General features: G+C 27.3%; 14 protein-coding genes. 4 read left to right on the top strand and 10 right to left on the bottom strand.

The features are described from left to right. Positions 1-129 precede the first annotated feature (129 nt). Entirely contained in the window at positions 130-327 is a 198-nt protein-coding gene (locus tag BN899_RS05990; protein WP_042273720.1) for a hypothetical protein, read from the bottom strand. A gap of 161 nt (positions 328-488) precedes the next feature. Beyond that, the gene (tpx, locus tag BN899_RS05985; RefSeq protein WP_042273718.1) at positions 489-974 is read right to left on the bottom strand and encodes a thiol peroxidase; all 486 of its coding nucleotides are present in this window, start codon (positions 972-974) and stop codon (positions 489-491) included. A gap of 273 nt (positions 975-1,247) precedes the next feature. On the opposite strand from tpx, the gene BN899_RS05980 reads away from it, so the two are divergent. Continuing rightward, a complete protein-coding gene (locus BN899_RS05980; protein WP_042273716.1) occupies positions 1,248-1,736 on the top strand; it encodes a DUF2975 domain-containing protein in 489 nt (162 codons plus the stop codon). 38 nt (positions 1,737-1,774) lie between these two features. Here the strand turns inward: BN899_RS05980 and BN899_RS05975 are convergent, their stop codons facing one another. Both BN899_RS05975 and BN899_RS18965 read right to left on the bottom strand, forming a co-directional pair. Continuing rightward, positions 1,775-2,269, bottom strand: coding sequence for a prolyl-tRNA synthetase associated domain-containing protein (locus BN899_RS05975; RefSeq protein WP_042273715.1), 495 nt, complete (start codon positions 2,267-2,269; stop codon positions 1,775-1,777). 110 nt (positions 2,270-2,379) lie between these two features. Continuing rightward, the gene (locus BN899_RS18965; protein WP_154658884.1) at positions 2,380-2,550 is read right to left on the bottom strand and encodes a hypothetical protein; all 171 of its coding nucleotides are present in this window, start codon (positions 2,548-2,550) and stop codon (positions 2,380-2,382) included. Between the two features lie 401 nt (positions 2,551-2,951). On the opposite strand from BN899_RS18965, the gene typA reads away from it, so the two are divergent. After that, positions 2,952-4,775 carry a translational GTPase TypA gene (gene typA / locus BN899_RS05970; protein WP_042273714.1) on the top strand — a complete coding sequence of 608 codons (1,824 nt, stop codon included), beginning with the start codon at positions 2,952-2,954 and terminating at the stop codon, positions 4,773-4,775. A 65-nt stretch (positions 4,776-4,840) separates the two neighbouring features. On the opposite strand, the gene BN899_RS05965 is transcribed toward typA, so the two are convergent. The 4 genes from BN899_RS05965 to BN899_RS05950 form a co-directional block, all read right to left on the bottom strand. Then, a complete protein-coding gene (locus BN899_RS05965) occupies positions 4,841-7,384 on the bottom strand; it encodes a polysaccharide lyase 8 family protein (RefSeq protein WP_052356656.1) in 2,544 nt (847 codons plus the stop codon). After that, positions 7,332-8,366 (bottom strand): Ig-like domain-containing protein, encoded by a 1,035-nt coding sequence (locus tag BN899_RS05960; RefSeq protein ID WP_042273711.1) that lies wholly within the window; start codon positions 8,364-8,366, stop codon positions 7,332-7,334. The genes BN899_RS05965 and BN899_RS05960 overlap by 53 nt, the downstream gene beginning before the upstream one ends. Positions 8,367-8,647: 281 nt before the next feature. Continuing rightward, positions 8,648-9,829, bottom strand: a complete 1,182-nt coding sequence (locus tag BN899_RS05955) for a YibE/F family protein (protein WP_042273709.1) — start codon at positions 9,827-9,829, stop codon at positions 8,648-8,650. Then, positions 9,829-11,364 (bottom strand): alkaline phosphatase, encoded by a 1,536-nt coding sequence (locus tag BN899_RS05950; RefSeq protein WP_042273708.1) that lies wholly within the window; start codon positions 11,362-11,364, stop codon positions 9,829-9,831. Before BN899_RS05950 ends, BN899_RS05955 begins: the two co-directional genes overlap by 1 nt. A gap of 693 nt (positions 11,365-12,057) precedes the next feature. Here BN899_RS05950 and BN899_RS05945 point away from each other — a divergent pair. After that, complete coding sequence (locus BN899_RS05945) at positions 12,058-13,113, top strand: NAD(P)H-dependent flavin oxidoreductase (RefSeq protein ID WP_042273706.1); 1,056 nt, start codon at positions 12,058-12,060, stop codon at positions 13,111-13,113. Positions 13,114-13,255: 142 nt separating this feature from the next. On the opposite strand, the gene BN899_RS05940 is transcribed toward BN899_RS05945, so the two are convergent. Then, positions 13,256-14,389 carry an aldo/keto reductase gene (locus BN899_RS05940; protein WP_042273704.1) on the bottom strand — a complete coding sequence of 378 codons (1,134 nt, stop codon included), beginning with the start codon at positions 14,387-14,389 and terminating at the stop codon, positions 13,256-13,258. A gap of 618 nt (positions 14,390-15,007) precedes the next feature. Further along, positions 15,008-15,685 (bottom strand): manganese catalase family protein, encoded by a 678-nt coding sequence (locus tag BN899_RS05935; protein ID WP_042273703.1) that lies wholly within the window; start codon positions 15,683-15,685, stop codon positions 15,008-15,010. Positions 15,686-16,186: 501 nt separating this feature from the next. Between BN899_RS05935 and BN899_RS05930 the strand changes: the two genes are divergently transcribed. Further along, complete coding sequence (locus BN899_RS05930) at positions 16,187-17,122, top strand: magnesium transporter CorA family protein (RefSeq protein ID WP_042273701.1); 936 nt, start codon at positions 16,187-16,189, stop codon at positions 17,120-17,122. Positions 17,123-17,307: the final 185 nt, after the last annotated feature.

Raw genomic sequence — 17,307 nt, 5'->3', positions numbered from 1 at the left:
ACCTCAAATAGAGATATGTCACCAGCTAATTTGGTCGTGTTAATTGGTGACATATCTCTTATATATAAAAAAACCTTATATAAATAGAATATTTCTTCCATCTATATAAGGATTTTGTTTAAGTTAATATTATTTACAAGCTTCTATTAAATCTTCTTCCGTTTGCTTTATTGTAAGAACACCATTTATTTTACCAACTGCTTCTTTAGAATATGCTCTACAAGCACCTACACAACCAGTTGAAACATTCTCTTCTCCTAATTTTTCTCTTAATGTATCTACGTCTACATTTGAACAGTATGGACATACTTTTATTGAATTAGCCATGACTTTTCCTCCATATTTTCTTATGTTAATTTGTTGTATTTAATATATACCCACAACTAATTTGATAAAACATATTTTATATTAAAATATTCTTTATATAGCTATAATTTTAAGTAAAAAATGGCCACAAGTATACAAACTTATAGCCATTAAAATTTAATTTACTTTAACATACTTAATACTTTGTCATAATCTGGTTCGCTAGTCATTTCTTCTAAGTAATCTGCATATGTAACATTATTATTTTCATCAACTATAAATACTGCTCTAGCTAAAAGTCCTAACTCTTTTACATAAACCCCATAGCTTTTTCCAAAGTCTCTATCCTTATAATCTGATATTGATTGTACATTTTTTATATTTGCACCTGCACACCATCTACTTTGAGCAAATGGAAGGTCCATTGATATAGCATAAACTTTAACTCCATCTAACTTAGACGCTTCTTCATTAAATTTTCTTATTTCCATGTCACAAACTGGTGTATCTAATGATGGAACAGATAAAATAACTATTTTACCTTTTGTGTCACTAAATTTGAAATCCTTTAAATCATTATCTACTGCTATAAAATCTGGAGCTTTATCTCCTACTTTCACTATATTTCCTTCTAATGTTAATGGTGCTCCTTGAAATTTAACTTGCATTAATATGTACCTCCTAATATTTTTATTTAAATTTATGTTTTCACTTCTAAAATTTTTTATTCTGTTAAATATATAAATACCCATAATTTATAATTTAAACATTTTTAAATTTTCAGTTTTATAACTTTAAATAATTCTAGAATATAATGAACTTTCAAGTACTTTATTGTTTTATAAGTTTTATATATTTTTTAGTAATAATTATTTATTGACATTCAATAAAACTAACTTTAAAATAAAGAATATAATAACAGAAAGTTGAGGTAAATTAAAATGAAAAAAAATGCTAGTTATAAAGTATTAGATATAATTGTAACAATGGGCATTATTCTTACTTTATTAGTGCTTTTGGCTACACCTCTAGCAATAACCGCATACTTTAAAAGCGCATTTTCAATACTAAATCAAAATTTAATTATGGCTATAACAATTTGTATATACATATGTGCAATACCTTATATAATAGCCTTATTTAATCTAAAAAAACTTTGTAAACTTATTGTTAATAATAATCCTTTTTCTATAGATGCTCCTAAGTCATTAAAAACTATTTCTATATGTGCTTTTAGTGAAACAATATTATTTAATGGATGTTTAATATTTATTACATATTATTTTGATATGTATTTATATATATTAACAATCGCTCCAATGGTTATAGTTACTTTTATATCAATAGCTATAGGGTTTTTAAGCTTTGTATTATCAAAATTATTTGAAATAGCTATAGAAATTAAAGATGAAAATGATAAAACAATTTAAATAAAATAAAAAGCACCTTGATAAATTTCAAGGTGCTTTTAAATATTTACACAGTATAATTTATTTCCCATAGATTTAATAAATTTATTAAACCCATCATATGAGACACTTATTGTTGCTGTATTTACATTTGGATGAAAATTAATTACCGGCTTTCCTACAATATCATTATCTAAAAGTACTATTACTTCTTTGTTAGTATCATTTATCAATCCAAATGGAGTTACAGACCCAGGTGTAAGACTTAAATATTTATAAAGTCTTTCTTTTGATGCAAATGATAATGAATCACTTTCTATTTGTTTTGATAAACACTTTAAATCTACTTTTTTATTTTCATCTAAAATTACTAGATAGTGCTTATCTCCTTTTTTATTTCTTAAAAAAAGATTTTTACATTGTTGGCCTGGTATTCTTATATCTAATGCTTGTGCTTCTTCAACAGTATATACTGGAATATGTTCATGTCTAGTGTATTTTATTTTAAGTGATTCCAATAAATCATATACCTGTTGCTCTTTTGTATCTATCATTTTGCCACCCCTTAGATTAAATATATATTTATTCAATTTAGTAATATATTATTGTCAATTTTAACTATATTATAAAACAATAAATTAAAAAAGTAGAGTTAAATTCAACCCTACTCTTTTAATTCTTTTTCTTTAGTTCCTAAAATACAAGCTATTGATATTGAAATTGGAATTACTATATTTATTCCAATATTAAATTTAAAAATAAAGCTTATAATTTCTTTTATTATAAAAATAACAACTGTTAAAATAACAACATTAAAAATAAAATCTTTAACCATAAAATTCTTCCTCTTTCTTTAGAACTTTAATTATACCTATATGTATATATTCTATTGATAATTGAATTTACCTTTAAAAACTAATTTATAATATAAATTTAATTTTTTTATTTAAATAATGCGTTTAATACTCCTTATGTTTCAAATTTTTTTAATTATTTAGTATTAATTATTTTTTTTAATATTTTAGTATATTCTATTTATTATATTTTAATATTTAAATACAAGCCTTAAATAAAACATTTTCCTAATTATTTTTTTTATATTTATATATTTTATTTATTTAGCTAAAAATAAATACTATTCTATTTTATTGAAATTCTACTACCATTAGTATCTTGTATACAGTTATAGACTATGATATACTTATAAAGTTATTTTAACCGAAAGGAGACATAAAGATGTCATCAAAACATAAAATTGTAAATATAGCTGTTATAGCCCACGTTGATGCTGGTAAGTCAACTTTAGTTGATGCTTTCTTACATCAATCAGGAACATTTAGAGATAATGAAGTAGTAAAAGACTGTGTAATGGATAGTAACGACCTTGAAGCAGAGAGAGGTATAACAATATATTCTAAAAACTGTTCTATAAACTACAAGGATTATAAAATAAACATAGTAGATACACCAGGACATAGTGACTTCTCATCTGAAGTTGAGCGTGTTATTAAAACTGTTGATACAGTTATATTATTAGTAGATGCTAGTGAAGGACCAATGCCTCAAACTAGATTCGTTTTACAAAAATCATTAGAAGCAGGTTTAAGACCTATATTATTCATAAACAAAATAGATAAGCAAGATCAAAGAGCTGAAGAAGTTGTTGATGAAGTATTTGACTTATTCGTTGACTTAAATGCTAATGATGAGCAATGTGAGTTCCCAATAATATACGGTATAGCTAAGCAAGGTATAGCTAAATTAGAAATGGATGATGAAAGCACTGACCTTTCTCCATTATTTGAAACAGTTGTAAATCATGTTGAAGCTTATCCAAACTATGATGATGAGCCTTTACAACTTCAAGTATCTGCTCTTGCATATGATGATTATGTAGGTAGATTAGGTATAGGTAGAGTTTACAAAGGAACTGTAAAAAGCGGTGAAACTGTTTCTATCTGTAAAGAAGATGGTTCTGTAGCTAAAGGTAAAATATCTAAGCTTACAGCTTATGAAGGATTAAACCAAGTTGAAAAATCAGAAGCTTATTCTGGTGATATAGTTGTTATAGCTGGTATATCAGATATATCAATAGGTGAGACTATATGTAATGTAGATAATCCATTACCAATGGAAATGATACACATAGAAGAGCCTACTCTGTCTATGAACTTCTTAGTTAATGATTCTCCATTCTGTGGTAAGAGTGGTAAATTCGTAACTACAAGACATATAAAAGATAGATTAGACAAAGAATTAGAAGTTAACGTTGGTCTTAAAGTTGAGCCAATGGATACTACTGATGGATACAGAGTATCTGGACGTGGAGAGCTTCACTTATCTATACTTCTTGAAAACATGAGACGTGAAGGATACGAAATAGGAGTATCTAAGCCTCAAGTTTTACTTCACAAAGAAGAAGGAAAATTAATGGAACCTATGGAAAGAGTTATAGTTAACTGTCCAGAAGTTTACTCAGGAACTGTTATAAACAAATTAAACTTAAGAAAAGCAATGATGGAAGCAATGGAAATAGAAGGAGATTATGTTAAAATAACATTTATAGCTCCTACAAGAGGATTACTTGGATACAGAAGTGAATTCATAAACGACACTCGTGGAGAAGGAACTTTAGTTAGATCATTCGAAAGATATGAAGAACATAAAGGTGAAATACCAGGAAGAACTAACGGAGTTTTAATAGCTCAAGGACCTGGAACAACTATGGCTTATGCACTTAATGCTTTAAGTGAAAGAGCTCAAATGTTTGTTGACCCAGCTGTTGAAGTTTACGAAGGTATGATAATCGGTATGAACTCTAGAAAAGATGATATGGTAGTTAACCCTTGTAAGAATAAGAAATTAACTAACGTTCGTGCTTCTGGTACAGATGATGCAGTTAAATTACAGGCTGCTAGAACATTTACTTTAGAAGAAGCTTTAGAATTTGTAGATGATGATGAGTTAGTTGAAATAACTCCAGATTCTATAAGACTTAGAAAGAAATTCTTAAACGAACATGATAGATTAAGATACAATAAGTCAAGACAAGGAAAATAATCCTTTATATAAAAAGTGTGTAGTAAATACTACACACTTTTTAATTATGTTTAATTTATATATCTTTATAATAAATTAAATTTAGATTCAACTGTAGAACCTTTTAAGTCCTTTACATTTATTTCTAAGATTAGCTTATCCGAAGAATTTATTATATTAACTCTTTCATCTTTTGATATTAGATTTTTTACTTTTTTATCTATCTCTACTTTTATTTTATTGTTATTTTTCATAGTAGGGTCTGATACTGCTACTGTTAATTCTCCATTATTTTCTCTTACCATAATGGATGCTTTCTTATTTGAATGTATAAAATCTATGCCTTGATTATCTTCCCATAAATTTGCGGCTATAATATTTAACTTCTTTTCTTTTACTGCATGAACTACTTCACTATTTTCTAATATTTCAATATCTGGATTTTCATTATATTTTTTTACTTCATCTTTAGATTTATTTGGTAACAATGTATATGAGTAACCTGCACTATGTGGATTTATTCCGTGATCAATCCACATAGTTAAGAAATTATTCTCTTCCACTTTACTTGCTTCTGACTCATTTATATCGTTCCAATTTCCAGTTCTATGGTCTCTTAGTATGTTTATATTTGCTTTACTAGGAAAATAGTATCCAATATCTGTATTTTCCTTATTTCCTTTTATATGAGCCCAACTAGCCCCTTGTTTTAATTTCGAATCACCAATATTATTTACTGAATTTTCTCCATCTACTGTAAAAATTTCATCTCCTATTTCTGATAATCTTCGGTTTTCAATTGTAGTTTCAATATTTCTATTTTTACTACTTGTTATATCTGAACCTAATGCAACTATTTCATCATCAAACATAAACCAAGACTTTTTAGCTTTTATATCCATTTTATAATTTTCATCTTGTTCTTTTGGATTAACTTTATCTAAATACATTCCTGAAGCACCATATTTACCATCAATTACACTACCACCTACCCAATCTTGCCCATTGACTACTTTTGATCCACTAGCTTCATCATATAATGTTACTGTATCTACAGTAGTTCCTGGTAATCTTTTTGGGTTTACAGTAGGCCAAAATCCTTTTGAGAATTGCTCTACATCACCATTATACAGATATGTCATTCCATCTGCTGTATGATATCCTTTTAAATTTTCTTTATTCATAGCTTCGTACATGTATGTTCTATCTGAGTATTTACTTATACCATATACAAAACCAGGTCTTCTATGAACTACCCTATCCATATTTGCATAATTATAATGACCTATTAACTCTCCTCTTGATTTTATTATATTATCATTTAATATATCTTTAATCATGGCTCTAAATTCTAAGTCATTAGTAGTTTCAACCATATTCTTAGAATCATTTGCTTCAAGCCAATATTTTATGGCACCTTTAAGTCTATTACCTTCTTCTTCAGTTGCTGCCGGAATAAAATATTTTACTATGCTTTTCATAACTGATTCACCATTATTAATATCTTGCCATTTAGATCTTGATATAGATCTTCCATTAACCATATCCATAATTAAACCTTTATACATTAAAGGTTCAAAAGATTTTTCTATTACATCATATATCATATTTACTTTATCATTTGGTATTGCCCACTGTGTTCCTTCTAATATATAGTTTAATCTACCAATCCCAGATAATAATACTGATCCATACGTTCCTGTGTATGGTATAGCTGTGTGTTGTATTATTGATCCATCTTCATAAAAACCATCTCCATTAGTTACATATTTTAGTTCCGGTAATAAATCATTACTTGCTTCTTGAATTTTATCTCCATCTTTTACAAGTAAGCTTTTGTATATTACAACTTGGCACATGTCTAGTCTATTTGCACCTACACTTTGCGTATGTGTTTCAGGCTTAAGACTCCATTGATCTCTTGCATTTGCAACATAATAAGATATTATATTTGCATACTTTTCAATAGTTTCTGTTGTAAGATAATCTCTTATTAGCACTAATGTATCTGTTAATCTTTGAGGTATACCTATTTGCCAATCCCACCAGTTATTGTAATATCCTTTATTATATCTATTTTCAATTAACCATTCTAAACCATATTCAATGTCTTTTATTAGTTGAGGGTTACCTTTTAAACTAGAACCTTCTAATAAATATGCCTTTGCCATTTCTCTTAATCTTTCAAAACTTTTTGTTATATGATTAGAATTTGTTGTACTATCTAAATCATTCCAAAGATAATCTTTTCCTTTATCTTTGTTCATATTTTTCCAATAGTTTTCACCAACGTCTACTATCTTTTTAACAGCTGACATATCCTCCTTATCATCTACGGATAATAGATTATTTGGAACTAAAGATTTGTATATTTTAGATAATAACTCATCATATTTATCATTCTTATAATGATTTATATTTAATTCAAATCTACCAATTTCTTCTCCTTTTATATTTTTAGCTATAATATTTGTTATTCCAGGTTTTATAGCATTAACTATTCCATCTTTTATTTTAGCTATATCTGTATTTTCTGACTCTAAAAAATATTCTTCGGTTGTATACTCTGGATATGTTTTAGCTTTTACTATATAATTTTTTCTTTCGTCTAACTCTATTTTCTTTTTCAAATTCTATTTTTTCAACTCCTATAGATTCACTCACCTCAACACTACACTGTGCTTTTATATCTTCATAGTTCTTAAGTTTAGCTGTAATAACTGCATTTCCAGGGCTTATACCTTTGAATATTCCATCCTTTATCTCTACAACACTTGTATCACTACTTTCCCATATAATCGGTTCTTTGTTAGCTTGTATTGGATCTATATTATAAGTTAATCTTCCGGTATGTCCTGGAGCAATTTTTAAGTTATCTTTATCTAATTTTATATTATTTGGTTTAGGTGTAATTTCTTTAAGTTTAAAATCATCTATAATTATGTTTCCTGAAGTTCCCCCATGTAATCCTGAGTCAAATACTACAACTAGTCTTAGTCTTTGAGCTTCTGGCCTAGCCTCTATAGTTGTGCTATAATTTGTCCAATTATTCGTTCCAGATATATTAGCTAAGTTTGTAGTTTCAATAGTTTTATTTGATATATCTAATTGCTCTACCTTAATTAATATAGGACTATGATTTTCATGATTACAGTTATCCTTAATTAAATTTTCACTTTTAGCCCATACACTTATCTCATATTCTTTCCCAGATTCTATTTTAGGAGATGTTGATGTTGCTGTTTTAAAAAATCCAATTGATTTATCTAAATTTATTTTAACTGCATTTTTACCACTTTTAGAGTCATTTGTTATTTCACCCATCATTGTAGTTGGAAATGAGCTATATGACGATATTTCCCAATTTCTAGGTTTTACATTATTTATCCATAAATCTTTATCTAAACTAGTAGATTTAAATATATCTTCAAAATCTCCATTCATATCTATATAGCTATCTCTAGATAAATTCATATTATTAATTAAGCTTTTATTTTCTTGAAAAATTTCTTCTGCATTAATTTTTAGTGGTGCTAAGGTTATAAAATTATTTGCTATTAATATTGCTGCTACGCTTTTGTATATACCTCTTTCTACTCTATTTTTATTCATATTTTCCTCCCTTTAATAACTCCATCTTTAGGAATCGTTTTCCCTAATCGCAAATTATAAAATATAATAATTATTTTTATGTTTTTTTTGGAACATCGTTCCATTTTAGGTTTATTTTATTCTATTTATACATTAAAAGTCAACTAAAATATCTATGTAATCAACTATATTTTATTAACATCTAATTAAAAGTATATGAATTGTCAAATTATGATATATAAAAAATAACCTATAAAATATACGATTTTTATAGTTGTATATTTTATAGGTTATAATTTAACTTATACTTTTTTTATTTTATAATCTGTTAATTTTAATTCTTTACTCTTTTTAGTGTATACGTGACTACATATTGTAGCTGTTAATGGCGATACTATTACAAGTCCTATACATCCAACAAAAGTCTGAAGTATTTCTGATGATATAAATTTAGTATTTAGTATACTTAAAAGCGGCGTTCCTTGCGCCATATACACCATCATAACTCCAATAAAACTACCCATATACGCTAATAATAGTGTTGTTGTTTGGGATCCAACTATGGATTTTCCTATAGTTATCCCCGAAAATAATATTTCTTTTTTACTTAAATTAGGATTTTTATCTACTATTTCATCAATTGATGCAGATATATCTATTGCCAAATCTAATATAGCTCCAGAACATGATAAATAAATTCCTGATTGATATATTAATGTTAAATTTAAATCTTGAAACCCTGAATATAATAAAGATTCCGACCACTGCATTACTGTGCCATGAATTTTAAATATATTACCAAATATTATCGCTAGTATACATGTTATTAAAGATGCAAATATAGTCCCCAGTATTGCACAGTACGCTTTTTTAGTAAATCCTCCCACTAAAATTAAAGTTACTGTTGATATTAAAATGCCTATAACAAGTGCTAACAAAATTGGATGGTATCCTTTAAGTAACATAGGTACAAATAACTTTAATATACAAATTAATGTAAATGCAAAAGATATTACAGTTCTTATGCCTGTACTTCCTGAGAAAATCACAAGAACAATAACAAATAATCCGATTAAAATAACTTCTAAGTTTATTCTATAGTGGTCAACCATATTTGCAAATACTATATTTCCATCTTTCGATTTTTCAAGTAATATAAATGCTTTATCCCCTACACTAAATATTTTATCTGTTTCAAGTGATCCAGTTAGAAGATTTACCGATCTTACTTTTTCTCCTTTGAAGTTTCCGCTTAATATTTCTACTTCACAAACTTGGTCTCCTTGCTTTATTAATCCAGTATCATAAATAGCTGATTCATCCGTACTTAATACTCTTGCCTTTATACCTTCTGAATTAATATAAATTTGCTTTTCAAATCCTGTTGGTATAAGTAATAATATTCCTATAGCAATTAGGCATATTATAGAAAATATAGTATTTTTATTATGTAATACGTTATTATTTTTTAAGTATTTTATCATTATTTTAATCCACAAATCTCTACTAATTTATTGAATATATCTGTGTTATCATAAAATCCTGAAAATTTATCTGCCCCTGCACCCATTGCATATACCGGTACTGGTACACCTGTATGTGAGTACGAAGTCCATCCTATCCCCGCTTTATTATTTATTATATGAGTCAAAGTTACTGACAGTGGATCATATCCTCCATATAGTATTTCACTTTCTGTGCTTTTATCTCTTGAGTCATCACCTTTCATACTTTCTTCAAATGCCTTAGCTAATTTTTTATATTCATAATCTGATAAAACTAAATTTGAATTTTCTTCTTTCTTAGCATCTTTATCACTTAATGTTATAAACCCAAAGTTTTCTTTTATTATGGGTAATATATCTTCTAATTTAGCTTTTTCTTTAGGCGTTTTTTCTTTATATTTATTAATTAATTCATCAAGTTTTACATAAGATATTTTTTGATTTTTCAGTATATCAAAAGCAGTATCATATCCTGTAGTAGCTTGACCTATTGACATACCTCCTGTTTCATGGTCTCCTGTTACAAGTATAAGAGTTTCTTGTGGATGTTTATTCGCAAATTCTATTGCTACATTAACAGCATCACTTAATACTTCTACATCTTTTATATTACTCATAGCATCATTTGCGTGCCCTGCCCAGTCTATTTTACCTGATTCAACCATCATAAAGAAGCCATCTTCATTATCTATTACATCTATCCCTTTTTTAACAAAGTCATCTAATTTTAAACTATCTTCTTTTGCATCTAAGTTATATGACATAGCTGATGAATCTTGTAGTTCTGGATTTATAGCGTATACTTTTCCTGAATCACTATTTAGAGACATTATTTCATTTTTATCATTAGTTACTTTGTATCCATTTTCCTTCAGAGTTTCAAATACATCTTTTTGTTTTTCATCTTCCCCTTTGGGACTTAGTAATGAACCTCCTGCAAAATAATCAAAATTACTATTAGCCATTTGTGTGGCTATATCATAATAATCACTTCTTGATGCTGCATGGGCATAAAATGCTGCTGGTGTTGCATGGTCTAGTGATACACTACTTACTATTCCTATTTTATATCCTTCTTTTTTAAGTTTTTCAGTTATACTCTCTGGCTTTGACTGTTTATCTGCTTTTAATCCAATAACTCCGCTATGTGTTTTTATTCCACTTGAAATTGCGGTTGCTGTTGACGCTGAATCTGGTGCAAATGATGTTGCGTCTTGAGTAGTAGCACTACCTACCACTGGAAATTTAGTAAATTCTAATCTCTCAACTTCGACTTTATCAGAATTTTTTATTGTTCCGTTATATACTTGCGCTGCATTTACTTGAGTATAAGACATTCCATCGCCTATAAAAGTAAATACATACTTAGGCTTTTTTGAAGTGGTTTGTGTTATTTGTGGTGAGCTATTTTGGTCAGTTTTACTTTCATTATTTTTTACTCCACATCCTGTTAATGATGAAGCTATAAGCAGTATTGATAATCCTAGTATCGATAATTTTTTTGGTCTTTTCATTATTTTCCCCCTAGTTATATAATTATTAACATAATACCTTTTTCAATTAAAATTATAGTTAAAGTTTGTTAAGCGATTATTATATTAAGGTTAATACATAGTTAAATTTGTTAAATATTAACTTTTAAAACATAAAAAAAAGCAAACCCTAACAGAGTTTGCTTTTTTATAGATTACGATTTTAAATAATCTATTTTAGTATTTATCTATATTAAAATAATTATATATTATGCTTATTAATTGTCTGATACTACGTCGTCTAATATATGACTTTCCGATATATATGATAGGAAACTAAGTCCGTACATAACAAATACTAATGCTGCTGTTATTAGTACAATTGCCATTTTTTAATCCCTCCTTTTAATAATATTATATCCATCTTATGTGAACTAATTATGAATTTTCTTTGAATATTATATATTTTTCTAATTTTAATGTTAAATATAATATCTTTTTAATTTTAAACTATATTTTTAATTTATATACATTATAATCCTACTTTGTATTTTATTACTAGTTAAGATATTGTAATCTTTTATTTTAATTTAAGTTTTTATTTAAAAATAAATTTTCTATTTATTCAAAATTTATGTATTCTTTTTAAAAAATTATAGTATAATCAAATTAGTACTAGGTCATAATATTAAGTATTATAATCTAGTTCTTGTACATTATACGGAGGTGATTATAATGAAACCATTAATAATCGGTGATTTAGTAGCAAAAGTTCCTGTAATACAAGGAGGAATGGGTGTTGGTGTATCTAGATCATCTCTAGCGGCAGCTGTAGCTAAGGCTGGAGGAATAGGTGTGATCTCTGGTGCTCAAGTAGGTTATGACGAAGATGATTTCGAGAAAAATACATTAAATGCAAATTTAAGAGCTTTAAAAAAACATATCATTAAAGCAAAAGAAAGTTGTTTAGATGGAATTATAGGTGTAAATCTTATGGTTGCCATGAATAATTATGAAGAACATGTTAAGCAAGCTATAGAAGCCGGCGTAGATCTTATTATATCTGGTGCAGGTCTCCCAACTAAGCTTCCTTCATTTGTAAAAAATAGTAAAGTTAAAATAGCTCCAATAGTTTCTACTTCTAAAGCTGCTAGTGTTATTTTAAAGATGTGGGATAGAAAAGAAAAAACTACTGCTGATTTAATTGTAGTTGAAGGTCCTAAAGCAGGTGGACATCTTGGATACACTAAAGATGAACTAGAATCTATTAGTGTTGATGATTATGATAACGAATTTAAAGAAATACTTAAAGTAGCGAAGACTTATGGTGAAAAATATAATAAAGAAATACCTGTAGTTGCTGCAGGTGGCATTTATACTGGAGATGATGTAGCTAAATATATAAATCTTGGTGCTAGCGGTGTACAAGTAGGAACAAGGTTTGTTACTACTTATGAATGTGATGCTCATGAGAACTTTAAAAATACATATATAAACTCATCTGAAGATGATATAAATATTGTAACAAGCCCAGTCGGTATGCCTGGACGAGCTATAACAAATAAGTTTATAAAAACAGTTTCTGAAAATCGTCCAAAAATAACAAAATGCTATGATTGTCTAATTCCTTGCAACCCAAAGAATACACCTTATTGCATATCACAAGCTCTTATAAATGCTGTTAAGGGTGATATTGACAATTCTCTATTATTCTGTGGAGAAAATGCTTATAGAGCCGACAGATTATATTCTGTTGATGAAGTTATAAAGGAATTGACATGTAAATTATAGATATATTAATTTTAGCTTTAATATTTAGACCTTAATTTTGCAATACTCCTACCCTAAGGTTCTATATTAGTTTTATTCAAAAGCTAAAAATTAAAAGAGGAATGCTTGCAATAAGTATTCCTCTTTGATATATTAACTATATTTATACTTTAAATGTATTTTCAACTTCTTTAAGCACTTCTCTTATTTTTATATGCTGAGGGCATTTTGTTTCACATTTTCCACACTCTACACACCTAGATGCATCACTTTCTTCTTTTACTAATATATTATTATATATTTCTTTAGATACAGAAACATTATCAAACATAGATGCATTATTTAATAATTCAAAGCAGTTTGGTATACTAACATTTACTGGACATGGAATGCAATACTTACATCCAGTACAATTTACTTTTATTTTTGATTTAAACTCATCTCTTAATTTCTCTAGAGTATCTTTTTCATCTACTGTAATTGAATTTTCAACACCTTGAGTATCTGCTATTTTTAGGTTATCAACTACTTGTTCCATTGTTGACATACCGCTAAGAACTACGCCTATTTCTTTTTTATTATATAAGAATTTAAACGCCCATTCTGCTGGTGTTTTTTTAACTTCTGAATTCTCTATTATATCTTTAATTCCTTTTGAAAGATTATTTACTAAAGCTCCTCCACGAAGAGGCTCCATTATTACAATACCTAAGTCCTTACTAGCTGCATATAATAGACCTTCTGTTCCTGCTTGATAATCTTCATCTATATAATTGTATTGTATTTGGGTAAAGTCCCAATCATAATCATCAATTATTTCCTTATATAAACCTATAGTATCATGAAATGAAAAACCTATATGCTTTACTAGCTTTTCTTTTTTTATTTTATCTAAAAACTCAAATAATCCATACCCTTTAATTGTTTCATAAGTTTCAACATTTAAATTATGAACTAGATAAAAGTCAATATATGAAGTTTGAAGTCTTTCTAGCTGTTCATTTAAATATTTATCCATATCTTCTCTATTTTTTACAAGCCATGTTGGAAGCTTAGTTGCAAGTTTAACTTTTTCTCTATACCCTTCACTTAAAGCACGACCTACAAATGCTTCACTTTCCCCATCATGATATATGTATGCTGTATCTATGTAATTTACACCATTATCAACAGCATGTCTTATCATATTAGTAGCTTCTTTTTCGTCTATTTTTCCATCTATTTGTGGAAATCTCATACATCCAAATCCAAGTATCGAAACTTCTTCATTTGTTTTACCTAATTTTCTATATCTCATATTCTTCTCCCCCAAGATTATTTATTTCTTAATTATATAATACTATATTTTAAAGATATATTTAAACTATTCTGTAAAAATGCCAACTCTAATAAATATGATAGTGACATATTGTAGTAATTTAATGTATTCAAAAGAGATAAAGATATTGGATTTTTTTCTATATTACCACTTTCTGTTTTATGATACTTATATAACTCCATTCTAAGACTTCTTATTTGTGATTTTATATATAAACCATTTTTAAAAAGATCTGAATTATCTTTCTTATTTATTACTGAATCAAGTGCATTTGAGCTAAGTATATATAATTGATTTCCTATACTGTTTAACTCGTTAATATAGTCTTGTTCAATATTAGTTTGTTGTATAACAATATTTTAGCTATAGACCTGATAAGGGTTATTAAAAATTAGAGTCATAAAAAATGTACTTAATATAAGTATAGATATTATTGTTTTTTTCATTAATAGTACTCCTTTATAAAAGCATTTTATAACTTTATTATTTGTTATAGAAATAACTATATATTCATACATGATTTTACTTAGATTTTAATATATATAATCATAAAAAAGAGCTCTTACAAGAGCTCTTTTACAGATTTTATGGATATTTCTACTTTTTCAAAGGTTCTTCAAAAGAAGGAGGATTAATATCTATTTTAGTATCATGATTTGGTCCTGGATTTGATAAATTAAAATATAATTTAGAATCTTCAGTAACTCCAAAGTCCTTGTTTGAGCCTGTATCTTTGACTTTATTTAAAGCATCTCTAAATAAAGCATTATGAGCTTCTTCTCTATTTAATAAAAAATCTATAGTTTCTCTTACATATTTATCATTTATTTGACGATATAAATATTCATATACAACTTTAGCTCTTTGCTCTGATGCTATATTCGAAAGTAAATCAGCTACTAAATCTCCTGTGCAACTTACATAATCTGAATTCCAAGGGTGCCCAGATGAATTTATTAATAGTGGTGCCAATCCACCTAGTACATGAGTTTCTATTTCTCCAGCTTCTGTTCCTTTATAATTAACATCATGCCCATTTAGCAAATTTATAGTTTGAGAAACCATTTCCATATGGCTAAGTTCTTCTGCTGCTATATCTAAGAACAAATCTTTTAATGCTTGGTCCTTAACTCTAAAACTTTGCGATATGTACTGCATAGCAGCCTTTAATTCTCCATTAGCTCCACCTAATTGCTCTTGCATTAATGCTGCATATTGTGGATTTGGTTTTTCTACTTTTACTTCTCTCAATAACGCTTTGTCATGTTTAAACAAAGTAAGCACCTCCATAAATTATAGTTCAAAAATATAATTCCCATAATATATTCTAATATTCCAGATTTTAATTTTAATTTATAATATTTAAATAGTGTAATAAAAAAATATTTTATATATTACAAATCATATATTCAACACTCTAAATATTTCTATATATTATCATCTTAAAAAAATAATATAAAAAGGATTAATAGCTTAATAAATAAGGTATTAATTAAAAAAAATACAATAACTATTGATAAGATATTGATTTATATCCAAGGAAAGGGTATTATGTTTAAAGGGCCTAAAAATATTAGGCCTAAAAACTTACTAATAAAAATTATAGGAGAGTGATGGAAAATGGACTTTAGTCCCTGGCGGCTAATAAGTTTAAAACATCACTTATTATTATCTTAAATCAAACTAATTTCTTTATTTCAATTATATAAATTAGTTATTTAATGAATAATATTAAGTGATGAGATTTATATAAAATTGAATAAAGGATGTGTTGCCATGATTAGATATTATAAGACTATTGAAAATAAATTGGAAAAGCTTAGTTCTTTTGAAAATGGCTGTTGGATAAATCTTGTTGAACCAAACCAAAGTGAGATTAATGAAATTGCTACTTTATTAGATATTGATATAGAAAGCATTAAGTCAGCATTAGATGAAGAGGAACGTTCAAGAATAGATATTGAGGACAATCATACTCTTATACTTATAGATATTCCAGTAGATGAAAGTGATGAAAAATCATCTCATTACTCTACTATACCTCTTGGCATTATAATAGTTAATGAATCGATTTTAACAGTTTGTACTGCGCAAACTAAGATTTTAAATGACTTTATTGTAGGTCATGTTAAAGATTTCTTTACTTTTAAGAAAACTCGTTTCATACTTCAAATCCTTCATAAAAATGCCACTTATTATCTTCATTACTTAAGAAGAATAAATAGAATGACAACAGTTATAGAGAGAGAAATTTATAAGTCTATGAAAAATAAAGAACTTATTCAACTTCTAGAACTAGAAAAATCATTAGTATATTTTTCTACTTCTCTAAAGGCAAACGAGCTTGTTTTAAATAAAATGGTTCGTACGCCTAGCATAAAAAAATATTCTGATGATGAAGATTTACTTGAAGATGTTATAGTTGAAAATAAACAGGCCTTAGAAATGGCTACAATATATGGCGATATATTAAGCAGAATTATGGACGCATTTAGCGCAATTATAAGCAACAACCAAAATAATGTAATGCAATTTTTGACTTCTGTTACACTAATCTTTTCTATTCCAACTATCGTATCAGGATTTTTCGGTATGAACGTTGGCGGTATACCTTATGGAAATGATCCAAATGGATTTTGGATTGTAATGCTTATTACTACCCTAATTGCCCTAGTAATTACATTTTTAATGTCTAGAAACAAGTTATTATAAATATTTTATTATTTTTATATATTAGTTGCAATTTTTTCCATTTTGAAATATAATAATTAATATAAATTTATATTTTCCCTGAAGGGGAGTAGCTTACACAAAAGTGTGTAATCAATCGTCATTTCAGTGTATAACACTCGGTTGATTAACAAGTTGTATACTTGATAGCAAGACCTTCAAAACAA

The sequence above is a fragment of the Faecalimicrobium dakarense genome (assembly GCF_000499525.1).
Taxonomy (GTDB): domain Bacteria; phylum Bacillota; class Clostridia; order Peptostreptococcales; family Peptostreptococcaceae; genus Faecalimicrobium; species Faecalimicrobium dakarense.
This window is presented reverse-complemented; position numbering and strand designations above follow the sequence as displayed.

What these genes read in the sequence shown, in the direction of transcription:
- BN899_RS05990 (WP_042273720.1), bottom strand. Translation starts at nt 327, where the DNA reads ATGGCTAATTCAATAAAAGTATGTCCATACTGTTCAAATGTAGACGTA.
- tpx (WP_042273718.1), bottom strand. Translation starts at nt 974, where the DNA reads ATGCAAGTTAAATTTCAAGGAGCACCATTAACATTAGAAGGAAATATA.
- BN899_RS05980 (WP_042273716.1), top strand. Translation starts at nt 1,248, where the DNA reads ATGAAAAAAAATGCTAGTTATAAAGTATTAGATATAATTGTAACAATG.
- BN899_RS05975 (WP_042273715.1), bottom strand. Translation starts at nt 2,269, where the DNA reads ATGATAGATACAAAAGAGCAACAGGTATATGATTTATTGGAATCACTT.
- BN899_RS18965 (WP_154658884.1), bottom strand. Translation starts at nt 2,550, where the DNA reads ATGGTTAAAGATTTTATTTTTAATGTTGTTATTTTAACAGTTGTTATT.
- typA (WP_042273714.1), top strand. Translation starts at nt 2,952, where the DNA reads ATGTCATCAAAACATAAAATTGTAAATATAGCTGTTATAGCCCACGTT.
- BN899_RS05960 (WP_042273711.1), bottom strand. Translation starts at nt 8,366, where the DNA reads ATGAATAAAAATAGAGTAGAAAGAGGTATATACAAAAGCGTAGCAGCA.
- BN899_RS05955 (WP_042273709.1), bottom strand. Translation starts at nt 9,829, where the DNA reads ATGATAAAATACTTAAAAAATAATAACGTATTACATAATAAAAATACT.
- BN899_RS05950 (WP_042273708.1), bottom strand. Translation starts at nt 11,364, where the DNA reads ATGAAAAGACCAAAAAAATTATCGATACTAGGATTATCAATACTGCTT.
- BN899_RS05945 (WP_042273706.1), top strand. Translation starts at nt 12,058, where the DNA reads ATGAAACCATTAATAATCGGTGATTTAGTAGCAAAAGTTCCTGTAATA.
- BN899_RS05940 (WP_042273704.1), bottom strand. Translation starts at nt 14,389, where the DNA reads ATGAGATATAGAAAATTAGGTAAAACAAATGAAGAAGTTTCGATACTT.
- BN899_RS05930 (WP_042273701.1), top strand. Translation starts at nt 16,187, where the DNA reads ATGATTAGATATTATAAGACTATTGAAAATAAATTGGAAAAGCTTAGT.